Origin of the sequence: Massilia niastensis DSM 21313 (genome assembly GCF_000382345.1) — a bacterium.
Taxonomy (GTDB): Bacteria; Pseudomonadota; Gammaproteobacteria; order Burkholderiales; family Burkholderiaceae_D; genus Telluria; species Telluria niastensis.
Genome location: NZ_KB908087.1, coordinates 40,727 through 56,867, shown reverse-complemented (window position 1 = coordinate 56,867; position 16,141 = coordinate 40,727). Strand labels below are relative to the sequence as shown.

Genomic DNA, 16,141 nt, shown 5'->3' with positions numbered 1-16,141 from the left:
GATGGCCGCCCACGGACCCGGCACGCCTTACCGTGCAGTGCTGACCGGCGCGAGCGGCGGCATCGGCGCGGCGATTGCGCGCCGGCTGGCGCCGCGTGCGGAGGTGCTGATCCTGGTCGGCCGGCAGCAAGCGGCCCTCGAGGCCTTGCAGCAGGAGCTGCAGCCGCATCGACTGCAGATCGTGTGCGCAGACCTGTGCGAAGCGCAGACCCTCGACCGGATCGCCGCGGCCGCCGACGCCTGCGGCGGCATCAACCTGCTCGTCAACAATGCCGGCGTGAGCGACTTCCACGCTTTCGAGACCCAGTCGCCTGGCGCGATCCGCAAGATGGTCGAGACCAACCTGCTGGCGCCGATGCTGCTCACCCGCGCCCTGCTGCCGTTGCTCGCCCGGGCGCCGGCCGCCCAGATCGTCAACATCGGGTCGGTGCTCGGTTCGCTCGGTTTCCCCGGGTTCGCCGCCTACGGCGCCGCCAAGGCCGGGCTGGCGGGATTCACGCAGGCCTTGCGGCGCGAACTGTCCGATACCGCGATCGCGGTGCGGCACTTCGCCCCGCGCTCGACCCGCACCCCGATCAACAGCGCGCAGGTCGACGCGATGAACCGGGCGCTGGGCACCGCCCAGGACTCGCCGGACGCCGTGGCGGAGGCGTTCCTGGCCTTCCTTGAGGAAACAGGCTGGCAGCGCATCCTGGGCCGGAAGGAGAGCTTCCTCGTCCTGCTCAACAAGCTGGCGCCAGGACTACCCGACAGTGCGATTCGAAAACAGCTCGGGCAGATACGCAAGTATCTCCCGAGGTAAGCAGCCACCATGCAAAAGGAGACGACGTCCATGAAACACCTTGCCCGAGTTTTCGCCAGGTCGCTGGTCACATCGCTGGCCGCACTGATGCTTGCCTCGGCCCCGGCCCGGGCCGGCGTGCCGGAGGATGTGGCGCATCTGCAGCACCGATGGGAGCAGATCAAGTACCAGACCCCGCCCGCGGGACAGGAGCAGCGCTTCGAACAGTTGCTCGCTGAGGCCCAGCAGGTCGCGGCGCGCAATCCGGGCAGCGCCGAGGTCCTGATCTGGTATGCCATCATCGAGTCCACCTACGCGGGCGCGAAGGGCGGAATGGGGGCGCTGAAGTATGTCAAGAATGCGAAGAAGTCGCTCGAGCAGGCGCTGGCGATCAACCCGAACGCGCTCGACGGCTCCGCCTATACCAGCCTGGGGTCGCTGTACTACCAGGTGCCCGGATGGCCGCTCGGCTTTGGCGACGACACGAAGGCCCAGGAATTCCTGAAAAAGGGCCTGGCGGTCAATCCCCAGGGCATTGACCCGAACTACTTCTACGGCGACTATCTGTTTCGCAAGGACGATTACGAGAATGCCGAACGGGCCTTGCGCAAGGCCTTGCAGGCGCCCGCGCGTCCCGGGCGCGAGGTGGCCGACGAGGGCAGGCGGCGCGAGATCGGACAACTGCTGGACAAGATCGCGTCGAACCGCAAATAATCTGCCAGAAAGGGGACAAGACGCTTGAGACTGCTGCTGATCGAAGATGACGAACTGCTGGCCAGCGGCCTGCTGGTCGCTCTGCGCCGCGCCCACTATACGGTCGAGCACGTGAGCGACGGCGCGGCGGCCGTCGCCGCGCTGCGCGATAATGCGTTCGACCTGGTTCTGCTGGACATCGGCTTGCCGACGCTGGACGGGAACGAAGTGCTGAAGGTGGTGCGCGCCAGCGGAAACTCCCTGCCGATCCTGATCCTGTCTGCCCGCGACGCCATCCGCGACCGTATCCTCGGGCTCGACCTGGGGGCGGACGATTACCTCGTCAAGCCGTTCGAACTCGACGAGCTGCTTGCCCGCCTTCGGGTGCTGGCCCGGCGCCGGAACGGCCGGCCGGTCAACCAGCTGACGCTCGGCGCCCTGGTGCTGAACATGGACAGCCTGACCGCGAGCTGGCGCGGCCAGCCGGTCGAACTGCAGCGGCTCGAGTTCATGCTGCTCAAGCAGATGGCCGAGCATCCGCAGCGCGTCTTCAACCGTGCCCAGCTGGAAGAGTCCGTGTACGGTTGGGGGGAGGGGGCCGAAAGCAATACGATCGACGTCCATGTCCACCACCTGCGCAGGAAGATCGCCCCCGGCGTCATCAAGACGATCCGCGGTGTCGGCTACCGCCTGGGCGACGTCGGTGCATGACTACCCTGATGTATTCCGGCCGCCGCAGGCTGGTCGTGGCCACCCTGATCTGCATGCTGCTCGTCTTCGGCGGCATCGGCCTGGCCGCGCACGCGGTCGCGCGCCATGAATCGGAAGAACTGTTCAGCGCCCGTCTGGCGACCTCGGCAAGGGTGCTGGAAGCCCTGGTGGCCCAGCAGCTCTCGACCGCCACGCTCGATGCGCCGCTCGTGATCACCTTGCCGCGCGAACTCGAGACAGCCACCAGCGACGAGCCGGAAGTCTTTGGCCACCGCTACGAAACCAAGGTCGCCTTCCAGGTATGGCACGACGACGGCAGGTTGCTCGCCAAGTCGGCGTCGGCGCCGACCGAGGCGCTTGCGCCGCTCGTCGCAGGATTCAGCGAGCACGCGATTGGCTCCACCCTGTGGCAGGTATTCGCATTGCATTCTGGCAAGATATGGGTGATCACGGCCGAGAAGGACGAGGTGCGCCAGGAGATGGCGGACTATATCGGCATGTCGATCCTCGCACCGTTGATCGTCGGCGGCCTGCTGATGCTGGCAGCCGTGAATGTCGTGCTGATTCGCAGCATGCAACCGCTGACCGACCTGGCCGCGCTGATCGCGGCGCGCAAGCCGGACTCGCTCGACCGGATCGAGTTGCCTGCGACACCGCTGGAGCTGGCGCCGATCATCACCGAACTCAATCATCTCCTGGTGCGTATCAAGGCCGCCTTCGAGCGGGAACAGCGCTTCATCAACGCGGCCGCCCATGAAATCCGGACACCGATCGCCGCCATCCAGCTGCATCTTGAAAACGCCCTGCGCTCGCATGGCGAATCGGAACGCGCTGCTTCCCTCGCGTCGGCGTTGTCCGGGGCGCGCCGTACCGGCAAGCTCGCCGACCAGTTGCTGGCGCTGGGTCGCATCAGCGCCAGAGGCGACGTATCCGAGGCCTGCCGTCTGTCCCTGCGCGAGGTGTGCTGTGACGTGATCGGGGCCGTCGAACCGCTTCTCGAACGTCGCGGGCAGAGCATCGGCCTGGATGCCGAGTACGATTGCCATGTTTGGGGCGAGCCGTCCCAGTTGAGGCGGCTGCTGCAGAACCTGATCGACAATGCCTCGATGCACGGGACACGGGAAGGGGAGATCCAGCTGAGTGTGGTGCAACGGGAGGGGCGCGCATTGCTGAGCGTTGTCAACGACGGGATCCCAATCCCGGATGACGAGATCGAGAAGCTGTTCGTCCCCTATTACAAGCTCCCAGGCGCCGCCCAGGGCGGCCATGGCCTGGGCTTGGCTATTGTCAAGGAAATTGCTGACCAGCATCATGCAGCCATCCGCATCTGCCGCAAGCCCGACGGCCAGGGAACCGTGGTCGAGGTGTCGATGCCATGTGTCAAGTGACCCACTAGTGTGCAAGCAGTAGCGGAATGTGGGCGTCGGCCAGCACGGTCCGGCTCGCGCCTCCCAGGCATAGTTCCTGGAATCGACCGTGACCATAGCAGCCCATGACCAGCACGCCGCAGTCCAGTTCGTCGGCCAGGGCCAGCAGTTCGTGTCCGCTGTCCTGCTTCGGATCGCGTACCAGGACGCTGGCGCCCACGCCGTGGCGGCTGAGGAAGCCCAGCAGTTCCGGCTGCTGTGCCTGGAACCCGGCTGCGTCGAGTTGCGCTCCTGTCAGCACGACCACGGTCACGGCGCCGGCACGCGACAGCATGGGCAAGGCGGCGCTCATGGCGCACGAGGCTTCCTTGCTGCCGTCCCAGGCCAGCAATACCTTGTCGCTGCGCGCAGGCGACGGGTTTGTGCGCGGCACCACCAGGACCGGCCGCGCGCAGTTCAGGACCACGTATTCGGGAAGGTGGGTAGCCATGTATTCGGGCGATTCGGTCGGGTCGTCCTGGCTGATCACGACCAGGTCGGCGAAGCGGGCCAGCAGGGCCAGGCCATTGTCCGCGCGGTCATGGACGAGCCGGGCTTCATGCGAAACGTGATTCTTGGCCGCAATTTCATTGAATCTCGAGAGTTCGAGTCTGGCGTCGTCGGTGCGCTGTGCCAGCCAGGCGGCGCGCTCGGCGCGTGGCGCCGCCAGGTCGTCGAGTGCGAGGATGTCCCGGGCTACTCCGAGCATTGCCGCTCCGATCAGGTGGCTGCCGTGCGCATGCGCCAGGGCCGCGGCGTAGCGCATGCGCCCGCCCGCATGGGACGAGCGGTCGACATGGACGAGGATGGTCTTGAACATAATGGTTGGGAAGAGTGGAAGAATCAGTGAAAGGCGGCTGGCTGCGGAAGTGAACTCAGTGGACGAGCAGCACGGGCAGCGTCATCGCGCGAAGGATGGTCCGGGTCACTCCTTTCATCAGCAGTTCGCGAAAACGCGTATGGCCATAGCCGCCCATTACCAGCAGGCTGCATCCCAGATCCGCTGCCGTGCCGAGAAGCGCCTCGCCGATATCGTCTCCCGCGGCGCGCTGAACGGACCGGCTTGCAACGCCATGCCGCCCCAGGTAGGTGGCGAGCCGCCCGCAGTCTTGGACGCCGCTGTCGGAGTGCGCCAGCTCGCCTCCGAACCCGGCAATGATCGCGCACCTGGCCGCGCGCAGCAGCGGCAGGGCGGCGACAACCGCTCGCGTTGCTTCGTTGCTCCCGTCCCAGGCCACCAGCGCGTCGCCGCGCAGTTCCGGAATGCAACCGGTGAAGGGAACGACGAGAACAGGACGGCCGCAGGTGAGCAGCAGGTATTCCGGCAGATCGCCGGGGAGTTCCGGCTCGACCACGCTGTGGTCAACCTGGCCCACCACGACCAGGTCGCAATAACGCGCCTGAACCGCCATGCCGCCGTCGACGTCGTCGTCGACGAGGCGGGCTTCCCTGGAAGCGACTCCTTCCTGCACGGCGATCAGGTCGAAGCGTTCGAGGGCCTGCGCAGCATGGCGACGCCGATGCGCGCAGTGACGAACGAGCGCCGGGCCGGCGGGAGCTTCCAGCGGCGCGAAGCGCGAGATGCCGGTCAGCGCGCTGCCGACCAGGTGGGCGCCGGCGGTACACGCCAGCCGCGCCGCCAGGCGGATGCGGTCGGGCGCGGCCCGGCTCAAGTCTGCATGCACGAGGATGGTCCTGTAATTCATGAATGAATCCGGTCGCACCTGGAATAGACCTGATCAGCATAGCGGATCCGCGTTCCCGGCGCCACCACGAAGTCCTAATGGGCGATCAGGAGCGGCACCGGCGCCCGTTCCAGCAGCTCGCGCGTGACCCCGCCCAGCGCCAGTTCGCGATAGCGGCTGTGGCCGTATACGCCGGCGACCATCAGTGCAGCGCCGCTGTCCCGCGCCAGGGCCATCAGCGCATTGCCAACCGTCGAGCCGGTCCGCTCCAGCACGACCTCGACGCGCACGCCGTGGCGCGCCAGATACAGGGCCAGGTCGGCGCCCGGCTGTTCCCCATGCAGTGCGGACCGTGCATCCGGGTTGACCAGGACCAGTTTCACGCTGTCCGCCGCCGCGAGCAGCGGCAAAGCGGCGGTGATGGCGCGCAGCGCCTGCAGGCTGCCGTCCCAGCCCGCCACCACGATGCCCGGCAGCACCTGGACCCGGTAATCCTCCGGTACGACCAGCACCGGACGTGTACCGCGGATGGCGAGGTGCTCGGGCATCCCGCGCGCGCGCAGCGGGAGCCCGGGAGCCGGGCGGGGATCCTGGCTCAGGACCATGAGATCGGCGTAGCGCGACTCCAGCAACAGGCCGGAGCCGGCCGCATCTTCGATCAGGCGCGACTCCACGGAGCCGACGCCGAGGCGCGCGGCCTGCTCCTCGAATTGGCGCAGGCGCGCCGTGGCGGTTTCGCGCAACTCGTCGAAGTCCGCGACGGGGACCGGCGCCGAAGCGGCGCCGGACAGGAGCGCAAGATCGAGCCAGGAGACACCTGTGGCGGCCGCACCGACAAGATGGGCGCCATGGGCCCCGGCCAGAAGGGCGGCGGCGCGCAGCCTGCTTTCCTGCTGGCGGCTGCCGTCGATATGGACTACGATCGTCTTGTACATCCCGGTTCCTTTCATCGATAAGGCGGCGCGACGAAAAGATTGCGCGGCAGCCAATCCGTGAGCGGGTAGCGCAGCCTGCGATGCGCATCGCCGTACTGCCCAGGAACCTGCATGACGGCTATCGTGACGATGCCCCGGCAGAGAACTGGCGTCGCTTCACTGTAGGCGCTGGAACGGCGGATGCCAACTGTATTTTGCAGTGTCACGCCCGGAACAGGGCCGCGAGCCTGCGTGCAGGCCGGGGCGGTAGTATCGCGCCTGCCATACTGTATTCAGGCGATCACCGATGGAGTGCTGGCTTGATCGCGATCAAACACCGCGATCCGGTCAGTCATAGAATAAGGCGCCGGGCGGTCGAAACGCAGGCGACAAGACCATGTTCATCGAGAGAATATGTGTGGCAACGGATGGCTCGGATCTTGCGGTCCGCGCGGCGCAGATGGCGGTGGTCCTGGCCCGAACCGGCGGTCACCGCATTATCGCTTTTTCGGTAGCACAACCTCATTTCTCCATTCCTTCCGGCGTGGTCGCAGCGGCCGACCTGGAAGACGAACTGCGCCGGGCCCAGGAAGCGGCGCACAAGCACGTCGACACCGTTGCGCGCATTGCCCATGACGCCGGTGTGTCGTGCCAGACGCTGACCGCTCTTTCATCGTCGCCCGGTCCCGAGATCGTGCGCGTGGCGGAAGAAAATGGGTGTGACCTGATCGTCATGGGCGCGCACGGCCCGAGCGATGGCGGCAAGCGCTTCGCCGGCAGCGTGGCCCAGCATGTACTCGCATTCTCGTCGATTCCGGTACTGGTATTGCGCGACCCCAGGGAGCCTCCGCCACCCGAATTCAGCGAGGACGCGCCGGCCTGACCGGCGCCTTGCGCTGGCCGCAGCGCGCCTGTCACCGCCGTCCCGCTTGCCGAGGGTAGGCAGTGACGGACGCTGCACCTGCGCATGATCAATGCGCCATCAGCACCGGCATGGCGGCCTGCCACGAATGGTTCTGGTGACGCCTCCGAGGAGGGATTCCCGCAGTTGCGAGCGCCCGTGGCTTCCCATGACGATCGGGTCGTCGTCCTCTTCCTGCGCCGGCGCGAGGAGGGCGTTGCCGCAATCGATGCCATGCTCGATCGACCGGATGACGGAATGGATGGCATGGCGTTCCAGGAATGCGACGAGGTCGGCCTGGTCGTCCGTGCCGGCTGTGCTGGCCACATGTGGGTTGCGGAATGTCGCCACTGGTAGCGACTTCCAGTTCTCCACGCCCTGCCTTGTGATGTGTTTGATACATATCAAGCGCGGCCTCATGCCAGCCGTATCCCCTGTACGAGCATCACTAGCAGGAAATTAAAATTAGGTTTTGATGCTGATCAAAGATATTGCCATTACACTTCGATAGGCTGGCGGTTTCCGATGACTATGGGAAGACAATGAGCATTCGCAACCTGGACTATTTCTTCAAGCCGCGCTCGGTTGCCGTGATCGGTGCATCGAACCGCCCCGGGAGTGTCGGCGCCACGGTCTGGCAGAACCTGGGGAGCGGGGGCTTTGCCGGTCCGCTCTGGCCGGTCAATCCCAAGCACCGGGAGCTTGGCGGAGAGCCAGCCTACCCCGACATCGCCAGCTTGCCCGCGGTTCCCGAGCTGGCCGTCATTTGCACCCCCGCAGCCACGGTGCCGCAGCTGATCGCGCAGTTGGGCGCGGCCGGCTGCCGCGCGGCGGTGGTGCTCAGCGCCGGCCTGGGCGCCACCGGCGCCGATGGGCGCAGCCTGCGGCAAGCCATGCTCGATGCGGCCCAGCCATACCTGCTGCGCATCCTCGGGCCAAACTGTGTCGGCATCCTGGTCCCCGGCGCCGGCCTGAATGCCAGTTTTGCCCCATTGGCGGCGCTGCCCGGGCGACTGGCTTTCGTGGCCCAGTCCGGCGCGCTGGTGACTGCCGTGCTGGACTGGGCAGGCGTACGCCGGATCGGCTTCTCCTGCTTTGTTTCGCTGGGTGACGGCAGCGACGTCGATTTCGGCGACCTGCTGGACTATCTGGCCGCCGATCCGGGAACCGACGCCATCCTGCTGTACGCCGAGAGCGTGCGCCAGGCGCGGAAGTTCATGAGTGCTGCGCGCGGCGCGGCGCGTGGCAAGCCGACCCTGATCGTCAAGGCGGGCCGCGGCACCGAGGCCGCGCGCGCCGCCTTCAGCCACACCGGCGCGCTGGCCGGCTCCGACCTGGTGTATGACGCGGCGCTGCGGCGCGCGGGCATGCTGCGCGTCTATTCGACGGCGGAGCTGTTCGATGCGGTTGCGATGCTTGCCCATGCAAGACCGCCGCGCGGCGACCGGCTGGCGATCCTGACCAATGGCGGCGGGCCCGGCGTGATGGCCACCGACGCCCTGGGCGATGGCGGCGGCCAGCTGGCCGTGCTCGAGCCGTCCACCATGCACCGCCTGGGACAGGAATTGCCGCCCACCTGGTCATGCGCCAATCCGGTGGACATCATCGGCGACGCTCCCGCCGAACGCTATCGCTATGCCCTGCAGGCCTTGCTGGACGGACCGGAGTCCGATGCGGTGCTGCTGATCCACGCGCCGACGGCGATCGTGCCGAGCATGGAGATTGCCCGCTTGCTGGTGCCGCTGATGGCAAGCGGCGCCAAGCCGGTATTGAGCTGCTGGCTGGGCGGTGCGAGTGTCGCGGATGCACGCCGCCTTTGCATGGAAGCAGGGATACCGGTCTTCGATACGCCGGAAGAGGCGGTCAAGGGTTTCCAGCAGTTGGTGGCATATCGCCGTAACCAGGAACTCCTGATGCAGGTTCCGCGTCCCTGCGAGCTGCCGGTCCCGGATCGCGTGCTGGCGCGGCGCTGCGTGGATGCGCTGCTCGGCGCCGGCGCGGGAGCGGTCGGCGCGGCGGACAGCAAGACGCTGCTGGCGGCCTATGGCATTCCGGTGGTTGCGACGGAGGCGGTGAGGGACCGGGCGGAGGCGGTGGTTGCGGCGGAGCGCATCGGCTATCCGGTCGCACTCAAGATCCTGTCGCCGGATATTTCCCACAAGTCCGATGTCGGAGGTGTCATCCTGGACCTGGCCGACGAAGCGGCACTGGGCGCCGCGCTCGAGGCGATGACGGCGCGGGTGCGCGAACTGCGCCCGCAGGCCAGGATCGCCGGGTTCGCCGTGCAGGCGATGGCGCGCCGCCCGGGTGCGCTTGAACTGATCGTCGGCGTGAGTACCGATCCCGTCTTCGGCCCCGTGGTGATGTTCGGCCAGGGCGGGGTCGCGGTCGAGATCACGGCCGACCAGGCGGTCGGGCTGCCGCCCCTGAACCGGGTCCTGGCCTCCGAGCTCGTCAGCCGCACCCGGGTCGCCCGGCTGCTGGCAGGTTACCGGCATCGCCCGCCTGCCGACATGGACGCGCTCTGCGATGTCCTGATCCGCGTCGGGCAGATGGCTGCCGATATTCCTGAACTGGCGGAGCTGGACATCAACCCCCTGCTCGCCGATGCGCAGGGCGTGGTCGCGCTGGACGCCCGCATGCGCCTCGAAGCGGTGGCGCCCGGACGCGCCGGCACGGCGCGCCTGGCGATCCTGCCCTATCCGGAGCATCTCGAACGGCAGGTCGACAGCGGCGTCGGCCCCGTCACGGTGCGGCCGATCCGTCCGGAGGATGCCGAGGCGCATGTCGCCTTCTTCCATGCGCTCACGGCCGAAGACATCCACATGCGGATGTTCGCCTCGATGCACGACCTGTCGCCGCAGCAGCTCGCCCGCTTTACCCAGATCGACTACGCGCGCGAGATGGCGTTCATCGCCACCCGGCGCGGGCAGGACGGACGCGACGAGACCCTGGGGGTGGCGCGCGTTGTGGTCGATCCCGACAATATCGACGGCGAATTTGCCGTCGCCGTGCGTTCCGATCTCAAGGGCCGCGGACTCGGCCGGTTATTGATGGGCTGCCTGGTCGATTACTGCATCGAACGCGGCCTGGCGGTCCTCCACGGCGTGGCGCTGAGGGAGAACGCCCGCATGCATGCGCTGGCCCGCGACATGGGCTTCGAGGTGCATCCTGAGGCGGATGGCATGGTCGTCATGCGGCGCACCCTCGGTGGCGCTTGGCCTGGTTGAGCGGAAGCAAGGTTCCGACAAGGACGCCACGCAATGGTGCCAGACGCTTGTCCTGCCTCGTCCACATCCTAGGGGGCAATCGTCGCGCCACCCGGCAGTCGGGTGCGATGCATTCGTTTCCGTACTTGTGTTGCCGTTCATTCTCCGGCGAAGGATATTGACATGACGATCAACAAGCCCGATGACGCGCCGGTGCGCGAGCGCGAAAGCGGGTCGGCGTCTCGTGGCGGCTCGTCGGCGGGCTCCGACGCATTGTCGGGAGAGCTGCCCGCCTGGCATGCACTACCCGTGGACGCAGTGCTCCGGAGCCTGGTCTCGGGTGCCGATGGCATCACGGAGGATCGGGCCGGGCAGAGGCTGGCGCAGCATGGGCCGAATCGCCTTGCGCCGCCGCCCCGCCAGGGTGTCCTGGTCCGATTCCTGCGCCAGTTTCATGACATCCTGATCTATGTGCTGCTGGCTGCCGGCGCGATTACATTGGCGCTTGGGCACGTACTGGACGCCAGCGTCATCCTCGGCGTCGTCTTCATCAATGCCGTGATCGGATTCATCCAGGAAGGCAAGGCGGAGCAGGCGCTGGATGCGATACGATCAATGCTGCCACTCCAGGCGCAGGTCCTGCGCGCCGGACAGCGCAAGACCATCGACGCCGACGGGCTGGTGCCTGGCGATATCGTCTTCATCTGTTCCGGCGACAAGGTGCCGGCGGACCTGCGCATCGTCGAAGCCCGCAGCCTGCGCATTGGCGAGGCAGTGCTGACCGGCGAATCGGTGCCGGTCGAAAAACAGGTGGCAGCGGTCGAGGCCGGGCGCGAACTGGGGGATCGTACGTCAATGGCCTATTCCGGAACACTGGTCACCTATGGCCAGGGATCGGGGGTCGTGGTGGCAACCGGAGCGGCCACGGAGATCGGCCGGATCAGCAGCATGCTGTCCCAGGTCCAGGACCTCTCCACACCGCTACTCAGGAAACTGGGCAACTTCGGCCGCATGCTGACGTTCGCGATCATTGTCGTGTCGTGCCTGATGTTCGTCGGGGGCACCGTCGTGCGCGGCTATCCCCCCAATGAGATGTTCCTGGCAGCCGTGGGCCTCGCTGTCGCCGCCATTCCCGAGGGCCTGCCCGCGGTCATGACCATCGCGTTGGCGATCGGCGTACGGCGGATGGCAAGCCGCAACGCGATCATTCGCCGCCTGCCCGCGGCGGAGGTGCTCGGATCGGTGACCGTCATCTGCTCGGACAAGACCGGCACGCTGACAAAGAACGAAATGACGGTGCAACACGTGTTGACCGCCGACGAAGACTATGAGGTCAGCGGCGCAGGTTATGCCCCCGATGGCGGTTTCAGCAGGAACGGCCGCGAGGTGGATGTCAACGAGCATCCCGAGTTGCGCGAGCTCGCCAGGGCCGGCGTGCTGTGCAACGACGCCAGCCTGCGCTTTGCCGATGGCCGATGGCAGCTTGCCGGCGACCCGACCGAGGGCGCGCTCGTGACCTTGGCCATGAAGGCCGGGATCGGGCAGGACCTTGAAAAGTCGGCCCACCCGCGCACCGATGTGATTCCATTCGAGTCCGAACATCGCTTCATGGCCTCCTTGCACCATGACCATTATGGCCACGCTCATGTGTTCCTGAAGGGAGCGCCGGAGCGGGTGTTCGAGCTCTGTTCATCGCAGCGCCAGCGTTGCGGCGACGCGCCCTTGCACCGCGACGACTGGATGAGGCGCATGGAGCTGGCAGCCGCGGCGGGCATCCGCCTGCTCGCGGTGGCGGTGCGTTCCGGGCGCGACCATGTCCGCGAACTCGCATTCGCGGACATCGAAGCAGGCGGATTCACGCTGCTGGCGGTGGTCGGGATCGCGGATCCGCCCAGGGAGGAGGCCAGGCATGCCATCGCGGCCTGCCTCGGTGCGGGAATCCGGGTCAAGATGATTACGGGCGACCATGCGTCCACGGCGGCGGCTATCGGCCGCCAGCTCGGGCTCAGTCCGGCTATCCGGGCCATTTCTGGTGCCAGCATCGATACCCTGGATGACGAGGCGCTGCGGGACGTGGTTGCGAAGACCGATATCTTCGCCCGCGCCAGTCCGGAACACAAGCTGCGCCTGGTGAAGGCGCTCCAGGCACAAGGCAACGTGGTTGCCATGACGGGCGACGGCGTCAATGATGCCCCGGCGCTCAAGTGTGCGGACGTGGGCGTGGCGATGGGCTGCAGGGGGACCGAGGCCGCGAAGGAGGCGGCCGAGATCGTCCTGGCGGACGACAACTTCGCCTCCATCGTCGCCGCGGTGGAGGAGGGGCGTACCGCTTACGACAACATCCGCAAGTCCATCATCTTCATCCTGCCGACCAATGGCGGAGAGGCAGTCATGGTGCTGATCGCCGTGCTGCTTGGGATCACCCTGCCGATCACACCGGTCCAGATCCTGTGGGTGAACATGATTACGGCCGTGACGCTTTCGCTCGCCATCGTGTTCGAGCGCACCGAGGCCGACACCATGCACCGCCCGCCGCGCGATCCAGCCGAACCGCTACTGTCCCGCTTCCTGGTGTGGCGCATCATGCTGGTCTCGGCCTTGCTGGTTGCTGGCAGCCTTGGCCACTTCCTCTGGGAAATGGAGCGAGGCGCCGGATTGGCAGTCGCGCGGACGGCGGCCGTCAACGCCCTGGTCATGGGAGAAATCGCCTATCTGTTCAATTGCCGTCACGTGAATGCATCATCGATCAGCTTCGAAGGCTTGGTGGGCAACCGCTATATTTTGCTGGCGATAGCGGTGCTGGCGGTATTGCAACTGCTTTTCACCTATCTGCCGACCATGCAGACGCTGTTCGGCACGTCTGCCCTGGACCTCGAAACCTGGAGCAGGATCATGATATTCGGGTTATTTCTCGGTCTCGTCGTGGAGTTGGAAAAGTGGCTGATCCGGACCGCGTTAGCAAGACGGGCGGAAGGAGCGCATGCGTAATGCGTCTGCCAATCATTTGAGATGGGTCGAGACAGCTCGATGGGAACGCACATCCTGATCATCCAGGGGCATCCGGACTTCGGCGCCTCGCATCTATGCCACGCGCTCGCCGCGGCCTATGCCGAGGGCGCGCTGGCGGCCGGTCATACCGTCGAGACGGTCGAGCCGGCGCGGCTGTCCTTTCCACTCCTGGCCAGCGCCAGCGAATGGCAGGAAGGGACCGTGCCGCCAGGCCTGCTGCCGGCCCAGCAGGCGTTCGGACGGGCCGGCCACATCGTGCTGGTGTATCCGCTCTGGCTCGGCGATATGCCAGCGCTGCTGAAGGGCTTCCTGGAACAGGTGCTCCGTCCAGGATTTGCGTTGACGGTCTCGCCGCGCAATCCCCTCAAGAGCGGGATGCTGGGCGGACGCAGCGCGCGCGTGATCGTCACGATGGGGATGCCGGCCTTCGTGTACCGCTGGTTTTTCCGCTCCCACAGCGTCAAATCGTTAAAACGCAACATTCTGAATTTCGTCGGTATCGCCCCCGTGGCGACCACCATCATCGGCGTAACCGGGATGACGCCGGCCCGCGTCGAACGCTGGTGTACCCATATGCGACGCCTGGGCGTGCAGGCGAAGTGAAGCGCCAGTCCGGACGGATACAGGCGAAGGGGCGACTTCACGTGTTGCTGTCGTCCAGCTGTGGGGTCATCGAGAGCACCACCCGGTCGCGGCCTTGCGCCTTCGCACGGTACAGCGCTGCGTCAGCCGCACTCATCAGGGCGCTAAAGTCCGAATGTTCACGGTCCCGCGCCGCGACGCCGATACTGACGGTGCAGCGTATCGTGCCGGTCGGGGTCAGCAAGCGGATCGCCGCCACGGCCCGGCGCATGCGCTCTGCACAGGCCAGCGCGTCATCGGCATCGGTCTCGGGCATGATGCACACGAACTCTTCCCCACCGACACGTCCGAAATAATCGCTGCCCCGCAATTCTGTGCTGCACACTTTGCAAAACTCCCGGAGGAGCATGTCACCAACGGGATGTCCGTACATATCGTTGACACGCTTGAAGAAATCAATGTCGAGCATCGCAATAGCGAGTGGGCGATTGTGGCGTTGCGCCAGTGCAAGGTCACGTTCCGCCAGCTCAACAAGATATGCACGCGAGAGCACGTTGCACAGGCTATCGTAATGAGCGGAACGGACAAGCGCCTGCCTGGCTGCATAGGCGACACGTCGGTGTTTGCCGTTGACAATCGCCACGCACGCCATCAGGCCCAGCGACGTGAGATAAACCGCCATACTGCTGACAAAGATGCGCGGCGGCATGACGGTCGCACCCAGGGCAAGGAATAACAGGGAAGGTGCGAGCACGATAAAAAACAGTCGTACCGGCCGGGGCTCGACCAATGCAAGCGGGTACATGACGCCCGTGATTGCGGGTAGCGCCAGTATCATGCCATCTGGCAGCAGGGCTGAGCTGAAGATCATGGCGGACACGTGCGTGCCGTACACCAGGATTGCCCGCCATATGACCGGTAGACGGGCAGGCCAGCGGACATAGCCAATGGCGCCGATCAGCACGAGCGACAGGCGAACCATGGTGGTCACCCCAGCGTTCTCGGAGTCTATCCAGTAATCCCAGGCACTGAACAGGACGATGCTGATTCCGAATACCGCCCCCAGCGTGGGCAGCATATGCGACAGCTCCTGGTCGAGCTGGGTATTCAAAGAGCGCTCGTCGTGCTCGTCCAGCGTTCCACGTACGCGGTCCAGCCACGCGCCGACCCTGCCCGAGGCAGACGCGATCATGCGCTTGCTCCTGTTGCGAGCGTTGCCGGCGGGCGGTCGGCTGGCAGCATGGAATCGCTCGGGCGCTGGCATGGAAGCTCGCTGTCGTGGCCGCATCTTGTCGGGTCAGGTCCGGGGCGGCGACGGGACCTCTGCCGGTGGCGGCCGCAAGACCATGACCGGGATCGCCGAGTAGGCGAGTACGTTCTGCGTCACACTACCCGCGATCAGCCTGGTAAGGCCGCGCCGTCCATGCGAGCCCATGAAAATCAAGTCGCATCGATGGTTCCTCGCCACATCGACGATCGCCTCCGCTGGACTCAGGGAGTATTCCGTGACGGTCGCACAGTTGACGCCCGCCGCCTGCGCGCGCTCGGCAATCCTGGCGACAAGCTCGTCGGCTTGTTGCAGCAGCAGATCGACACGCGGGCCTTGCTCGGTCACGATCCCCCCTTCGGCTGCAGCCGGGTAGGGCTCGGGGAAAGCGATCGACAGTGCGACGATCTCGCTGCCGCAGCCGCGTGCGAGTTCAATTGCTGCGTCCGCCGCGAGCGTGGCGGTTGCCGACCCGTCCGTCGGCACCAGGATGCGCTTGTACATGGGTTTTCTCCCGATCAGAGGCTAACGGTGAACCATGACGGGAATGCTGCCGTGAACAAGCACCTTTTGCGTCTCGCTGCCAAGCAGCAAGCCTTTGAGTCCCTTGTGGCCGTGCGAGGCCATCACGATCAGGTCGCATGCTTTCTCACGCGCTGTCGACAGGATCGCCTCATAAGGACTGTCCGAATAGACGTGGGCGCAGGTGCAGGGAACGCCCGCATCGCGTGCCGCGTTCGATACATCGTCAAGCAGGCGCTGCGCATGCTCGCGGCTTGCCATCTCGTACTCCTCCTTCGTTTGTTCGAGCATGGCGGCATCCATGGTGAAGGTGTGGAACGGTGGAACGGCGGTCAGGCCGATCACCTCGGCGCCGATGGCCTTGGCGAAATCGACGCCAGCAGCGATCGCGCGTTGAGAAGCGTTCGAACCGTCGGTGGGAAGCAGTATTCGCTTGTACATGTTAACTCCTGGAGTAGCCA

15 protein-coding genes are annotated in these 16,141 nt (G+C 66.0%); 8 read left to right on the top strand and 7 right to left on the bottom strand.

The window, feature by feature from the left end; genetic code table 11:
* Position 1: 1 nt before the first annotated feature.
* From H162_RS0109250 to H162_RS0109235, 4 genes are read left to right on the top strand one after another with little or no spacing between them, the layout of a single operon-like run.
* The gene (locus tag H162_RS0109250; protein WP_020653181.1) at positions 2 to 802 is read left to right on the top strand and encodes an SDR family oxidoreductase; all 801 of its coding nucleotides are present in this window, start codon (positions 2 to 4) and stop codon (positions 800 to 802) included.
* Between the two features lie 30 nt (positions 803 to 832).
* Positions 833 to 1,495, top strand: coding sequence for a tetratricopeptide repeat protein (locus H162_RS0109245; RefSeq protein WP_020653180.1), 663 nt, complete (start codon positions 833 to 835; stop codon positions 1,493 to 1,495).
* A 24-nt stretch (positions 1,496 to 1,519) separates the two neighbouring features.
* Complete coding sequence (locus H162_RS0109240; RefSeq protein WP_020653179.1) at positions 1,520 to 2,185, top strand: response regulator transcription factor; 666 nt, start codon at positions 1,520 to 1,522, stop codon at positions 2,183 to 2,185.
* Positions 2,182 to 3,573, top strand: coding sequence for a sensor histidine kinase (locus H162_RS0109235; RefSeq protein ID WP_156885530.1), 1,392 nt, complete (start codon positions 2,182 to 2,184; stop codon positions 3,571 to 3,573). The genes H162_RS0109240 and H162_RS0109235 overlap by 4 nt, the downstream gene beginning before the upstream one ends.
* A 4-nt stretch (positions 3,574 to 3,577) precedes the next feature.
* On the opposite strand, the gene H162_RS0109230 is transcribed toward H162_RS0109235, so the two are convergent.
* The 3 genes from H162_RS0109230 to H162_RS0109220 form a co-directional block, all read right to left on the bottom strand.
* A complete protein-coding gene (locus H162_RS0109230) occupies positions 3,578 to 4,411 on the bottom strand; it encodes a universal stress protein (RefSeq protein ID WP_020653177.1) in 834 nt (277 codons plus the stop codon).
* Between the two features lie 55 nt (positions 4,412 to 4,466).
* A complete protein-coding gene (locus H162_RS0109225) occupies positions 4,467 to 5,297 on the bottom strand; it encodes a universal stress protein (protein WP_026354438.1) in 831 nt (276 codons plus the stop codon).
* A gap of 74 nt (positions 5,298 to 5,371) precedes the next feature.
* The gene (locus tag H162_RS0109220) at positions 5,372 to 6,226 is read right to left on the bottom strand and encodes a universal stress protein (RefSeq protein ID WP_229451989.1); all 855 of its coding nucleotides are present in this window, start codon (positions 6,224 to 6,226) and stop codon (positions 5,372 to 5,374) included.
* A 361-nt stretch (positions 6,227 to 6,587) separates the two neighbouring features.
* Between H162_RS0109220 and H162_RS30465 the strand changes: the two genes are divergently transcribed.
* Entirely contained in the window at positions 6,588 to 7,073 is a 486-nt protein-coding gene (locus H162_RS30465) for a universal stress protein (RefSeq protein ID WP_020653174.1), read from the top strand.
* Positions 7,074 to 7,172: 99 nt separating this feature from the next.
* Here the strand turns inward: H162_RS30465 and H162_RS30460 are convergent, their stop codons facing one another.
* Positions 7,173 to 7,466 (bottom strand): universal stress protein, encoded by a 294-nt coding sequence (locus H162_RS30460; protein WP_169444458.1) that lies wholly within the window; start codon positions 7,464 to 7,466, stop codon positions 7,173 to 7,175.
* Positions 7,467 to 7,633: 167 nt separating this feature from the next.
* Between H162_RS30460 and H162_RS0109205 the strand changes: the two genes are divergently transcribed.
* The 3 genes from H162_RS0109205 to H162_RS0109195 all read left to right on the top strand — a co-directional run bounded on the left by H162_RS0109205 (position 7,634) and on the right by H162_RS0109195 (position 13,912).
* Positions 7,634 to 10,321 carry a bifunctional acetate--CoA ligase family protein/GNAT family N-acetyltransferase gene (locus tag H162_RS0109205; RefSeq protein WP_020653172.1) on the top strand — a complete coding sequence of 896 codons (2,688 nt, stop codon included), beginning with the start codon at positions 7,634 to 7,636 and terminating at the stop codon, positions 10,319 to 10,321.
* A 162-nt stretch (positions 10,322 to 10,483) separates the two neighbouring features.
* Positions 10,484 to 13,288, top strand: coding sequence for a cation-transporting P-type ATPase (locus H162_RS0109200; RefSeq protein ID WP_020653171.1), 2,805 nt, complete (start codon positions 10,484 to 10,486; stop codon positions 13,286 to 13,288).
* 39 nt (positions 13,289 to 13,327) lie between these two features.
* A complete protein-coding gene (locus H162_RS0109195; protein ID WP_020653170.1) occupies positions 13,328 to 13,912 on the top strand; it encodes an NAD(P)H-dependent oxidoreductase in 585 nt (194 codons plus the stop codon).
* A gap of 37 nt (positions 13,913 to 13,949) precedes the next feature.
* Here the strand turns inward: H162_RS0109195 and H162_RS32610 are convergent, their stop codons facing one another.
* The 3 genes from H162_RS32610 to H162_RS0109180 all read right to left on the bottom strand — a co-directional run bounded on the left by H162_RS32610 (position 13,950) and on the right by H162_RS0109180 (position 16,121).
* Positions 13,950 to 15,083, bottom strand: coding sequence for a GGDEF domain-containing protein (locus tag H162_RS32610; RefSeq protein WP_020653169.1), 1,134 nt, complete (start codon positions 15,081 to 15,083; stop codon positions 13,950 to 13,952).
* Between the two features lie 105 nt (positions 15,084 to 15,188).
* Positions 15,189 to 15,662 carry a universal stress protein gene (locus H162_RS30450; protein ID WP_020653168.1) on the bottom strand — a complete coding sequence of 158 codons (474 nt, stop codon included), beginning with the start codon at positions 15,660 to 15,662 and terminating at the stop codon, positions 15,189 to 15,191.
* Positions 15,663 to 15,683: 21 nt separating this feature from the next.
* Entirely contained in the window at positions 15,684 to 16,121 is a 438-nt protein-coding gene (locus H162_RS0109180) for a universal stress protein (RefSeq protein ID WP_020653167.1), read from the bottom strand.
* Between the last annotated feature and the right edge of the window lie 20 nt (positions 16,122 to 16,141).

Coding starts and splice junctions, on each gene's coding strand:
- H162_RS0109250 (WP_020653181.1), top strand. CDS start 2: ATGGCCGCCCACGGACCCGGCACGCCTTACCGTGCAGTGCTGACCGGC.
- H162_RS0109245 (WP_020653180.1), top strand. CDS start 833: ATGAAACACCTTGCCCGAGTTTTCGCCAGGTCGCTGGTCACATCGCTG.
- H162_RS0109235 (WP_156885530.1), top strand. CDS start 2,182: ATGACTACCCTGATGTATTCCGGCCGCCGCAGGCTGGTCGTGGCCACC.
- H162_RS0109230 (WP_020653177.1), bottom strand. CDS start 4,411: ATGTTCAAGACCATCCTCGTCCATGTCGACCGCTCGTCCCATGCGGGC.
- H162_RS0109225 (WP_026354438.1), bottom strand. CDS start 5,297: ATGAATTACAGGACCATCCTCGTGCATGCAGACTTGAGCCGGGCCGCG.
- H162_RS0109220 (WP_229451989.1), bottom strand. CDS start 6,226: ATGAAAGGAACCGGGATGTACAAGACGATCGTAGTCCATATCGACGGC.
- H162_RS30465 (WP_020653174.1), top strand. CDS start 6,588: ATGTTCATCGAGAGAATATGTGTGGCAACGGATGGCTCGGATCTTGCG.
- H162_RS0109205 (WP_020653172.1), top strand. CDS start 7,634: ATGAGCATTCGCAACCTGGACTATTTCTTCAAGCCGCGCTCGGTTGCC.
- H162_RS0109200 (WP_020653171.1), top strand. CDS start 10,484: ATGACGATCAACAAGCCCGATGACGCGCCGGTGCGCGAGCGCGAAAGC.
- H162_RS0109195 (WP_020653170.1), top strand. CDS start 13,328: ATGGGAACGCACATCCTGATCATCCAGGGGCATCCGGACTTCGGCGCC.
- H162_RS32610 (WP_020653169.1), bottom strand. CDS start 15,083: ATGATCGCGTCTGCCTCGGGCAGGGTCGGCGCGTGGCTGGACCGCGTA.
- H162_RS30450 (WP_020653168.1), bottom strand. CDS start 15,662: ATGTACAAGCGCATCCTGGTGCCGACGGACGGGTCGGCAACCGCCACG.
- H162_RS0109180 (WP_020653167.1), bottom strand. CDS start 16,121: ATGTACAAGCGAATACTGCTTCCCACCGACGGTTCGAACGCTTCTCAA.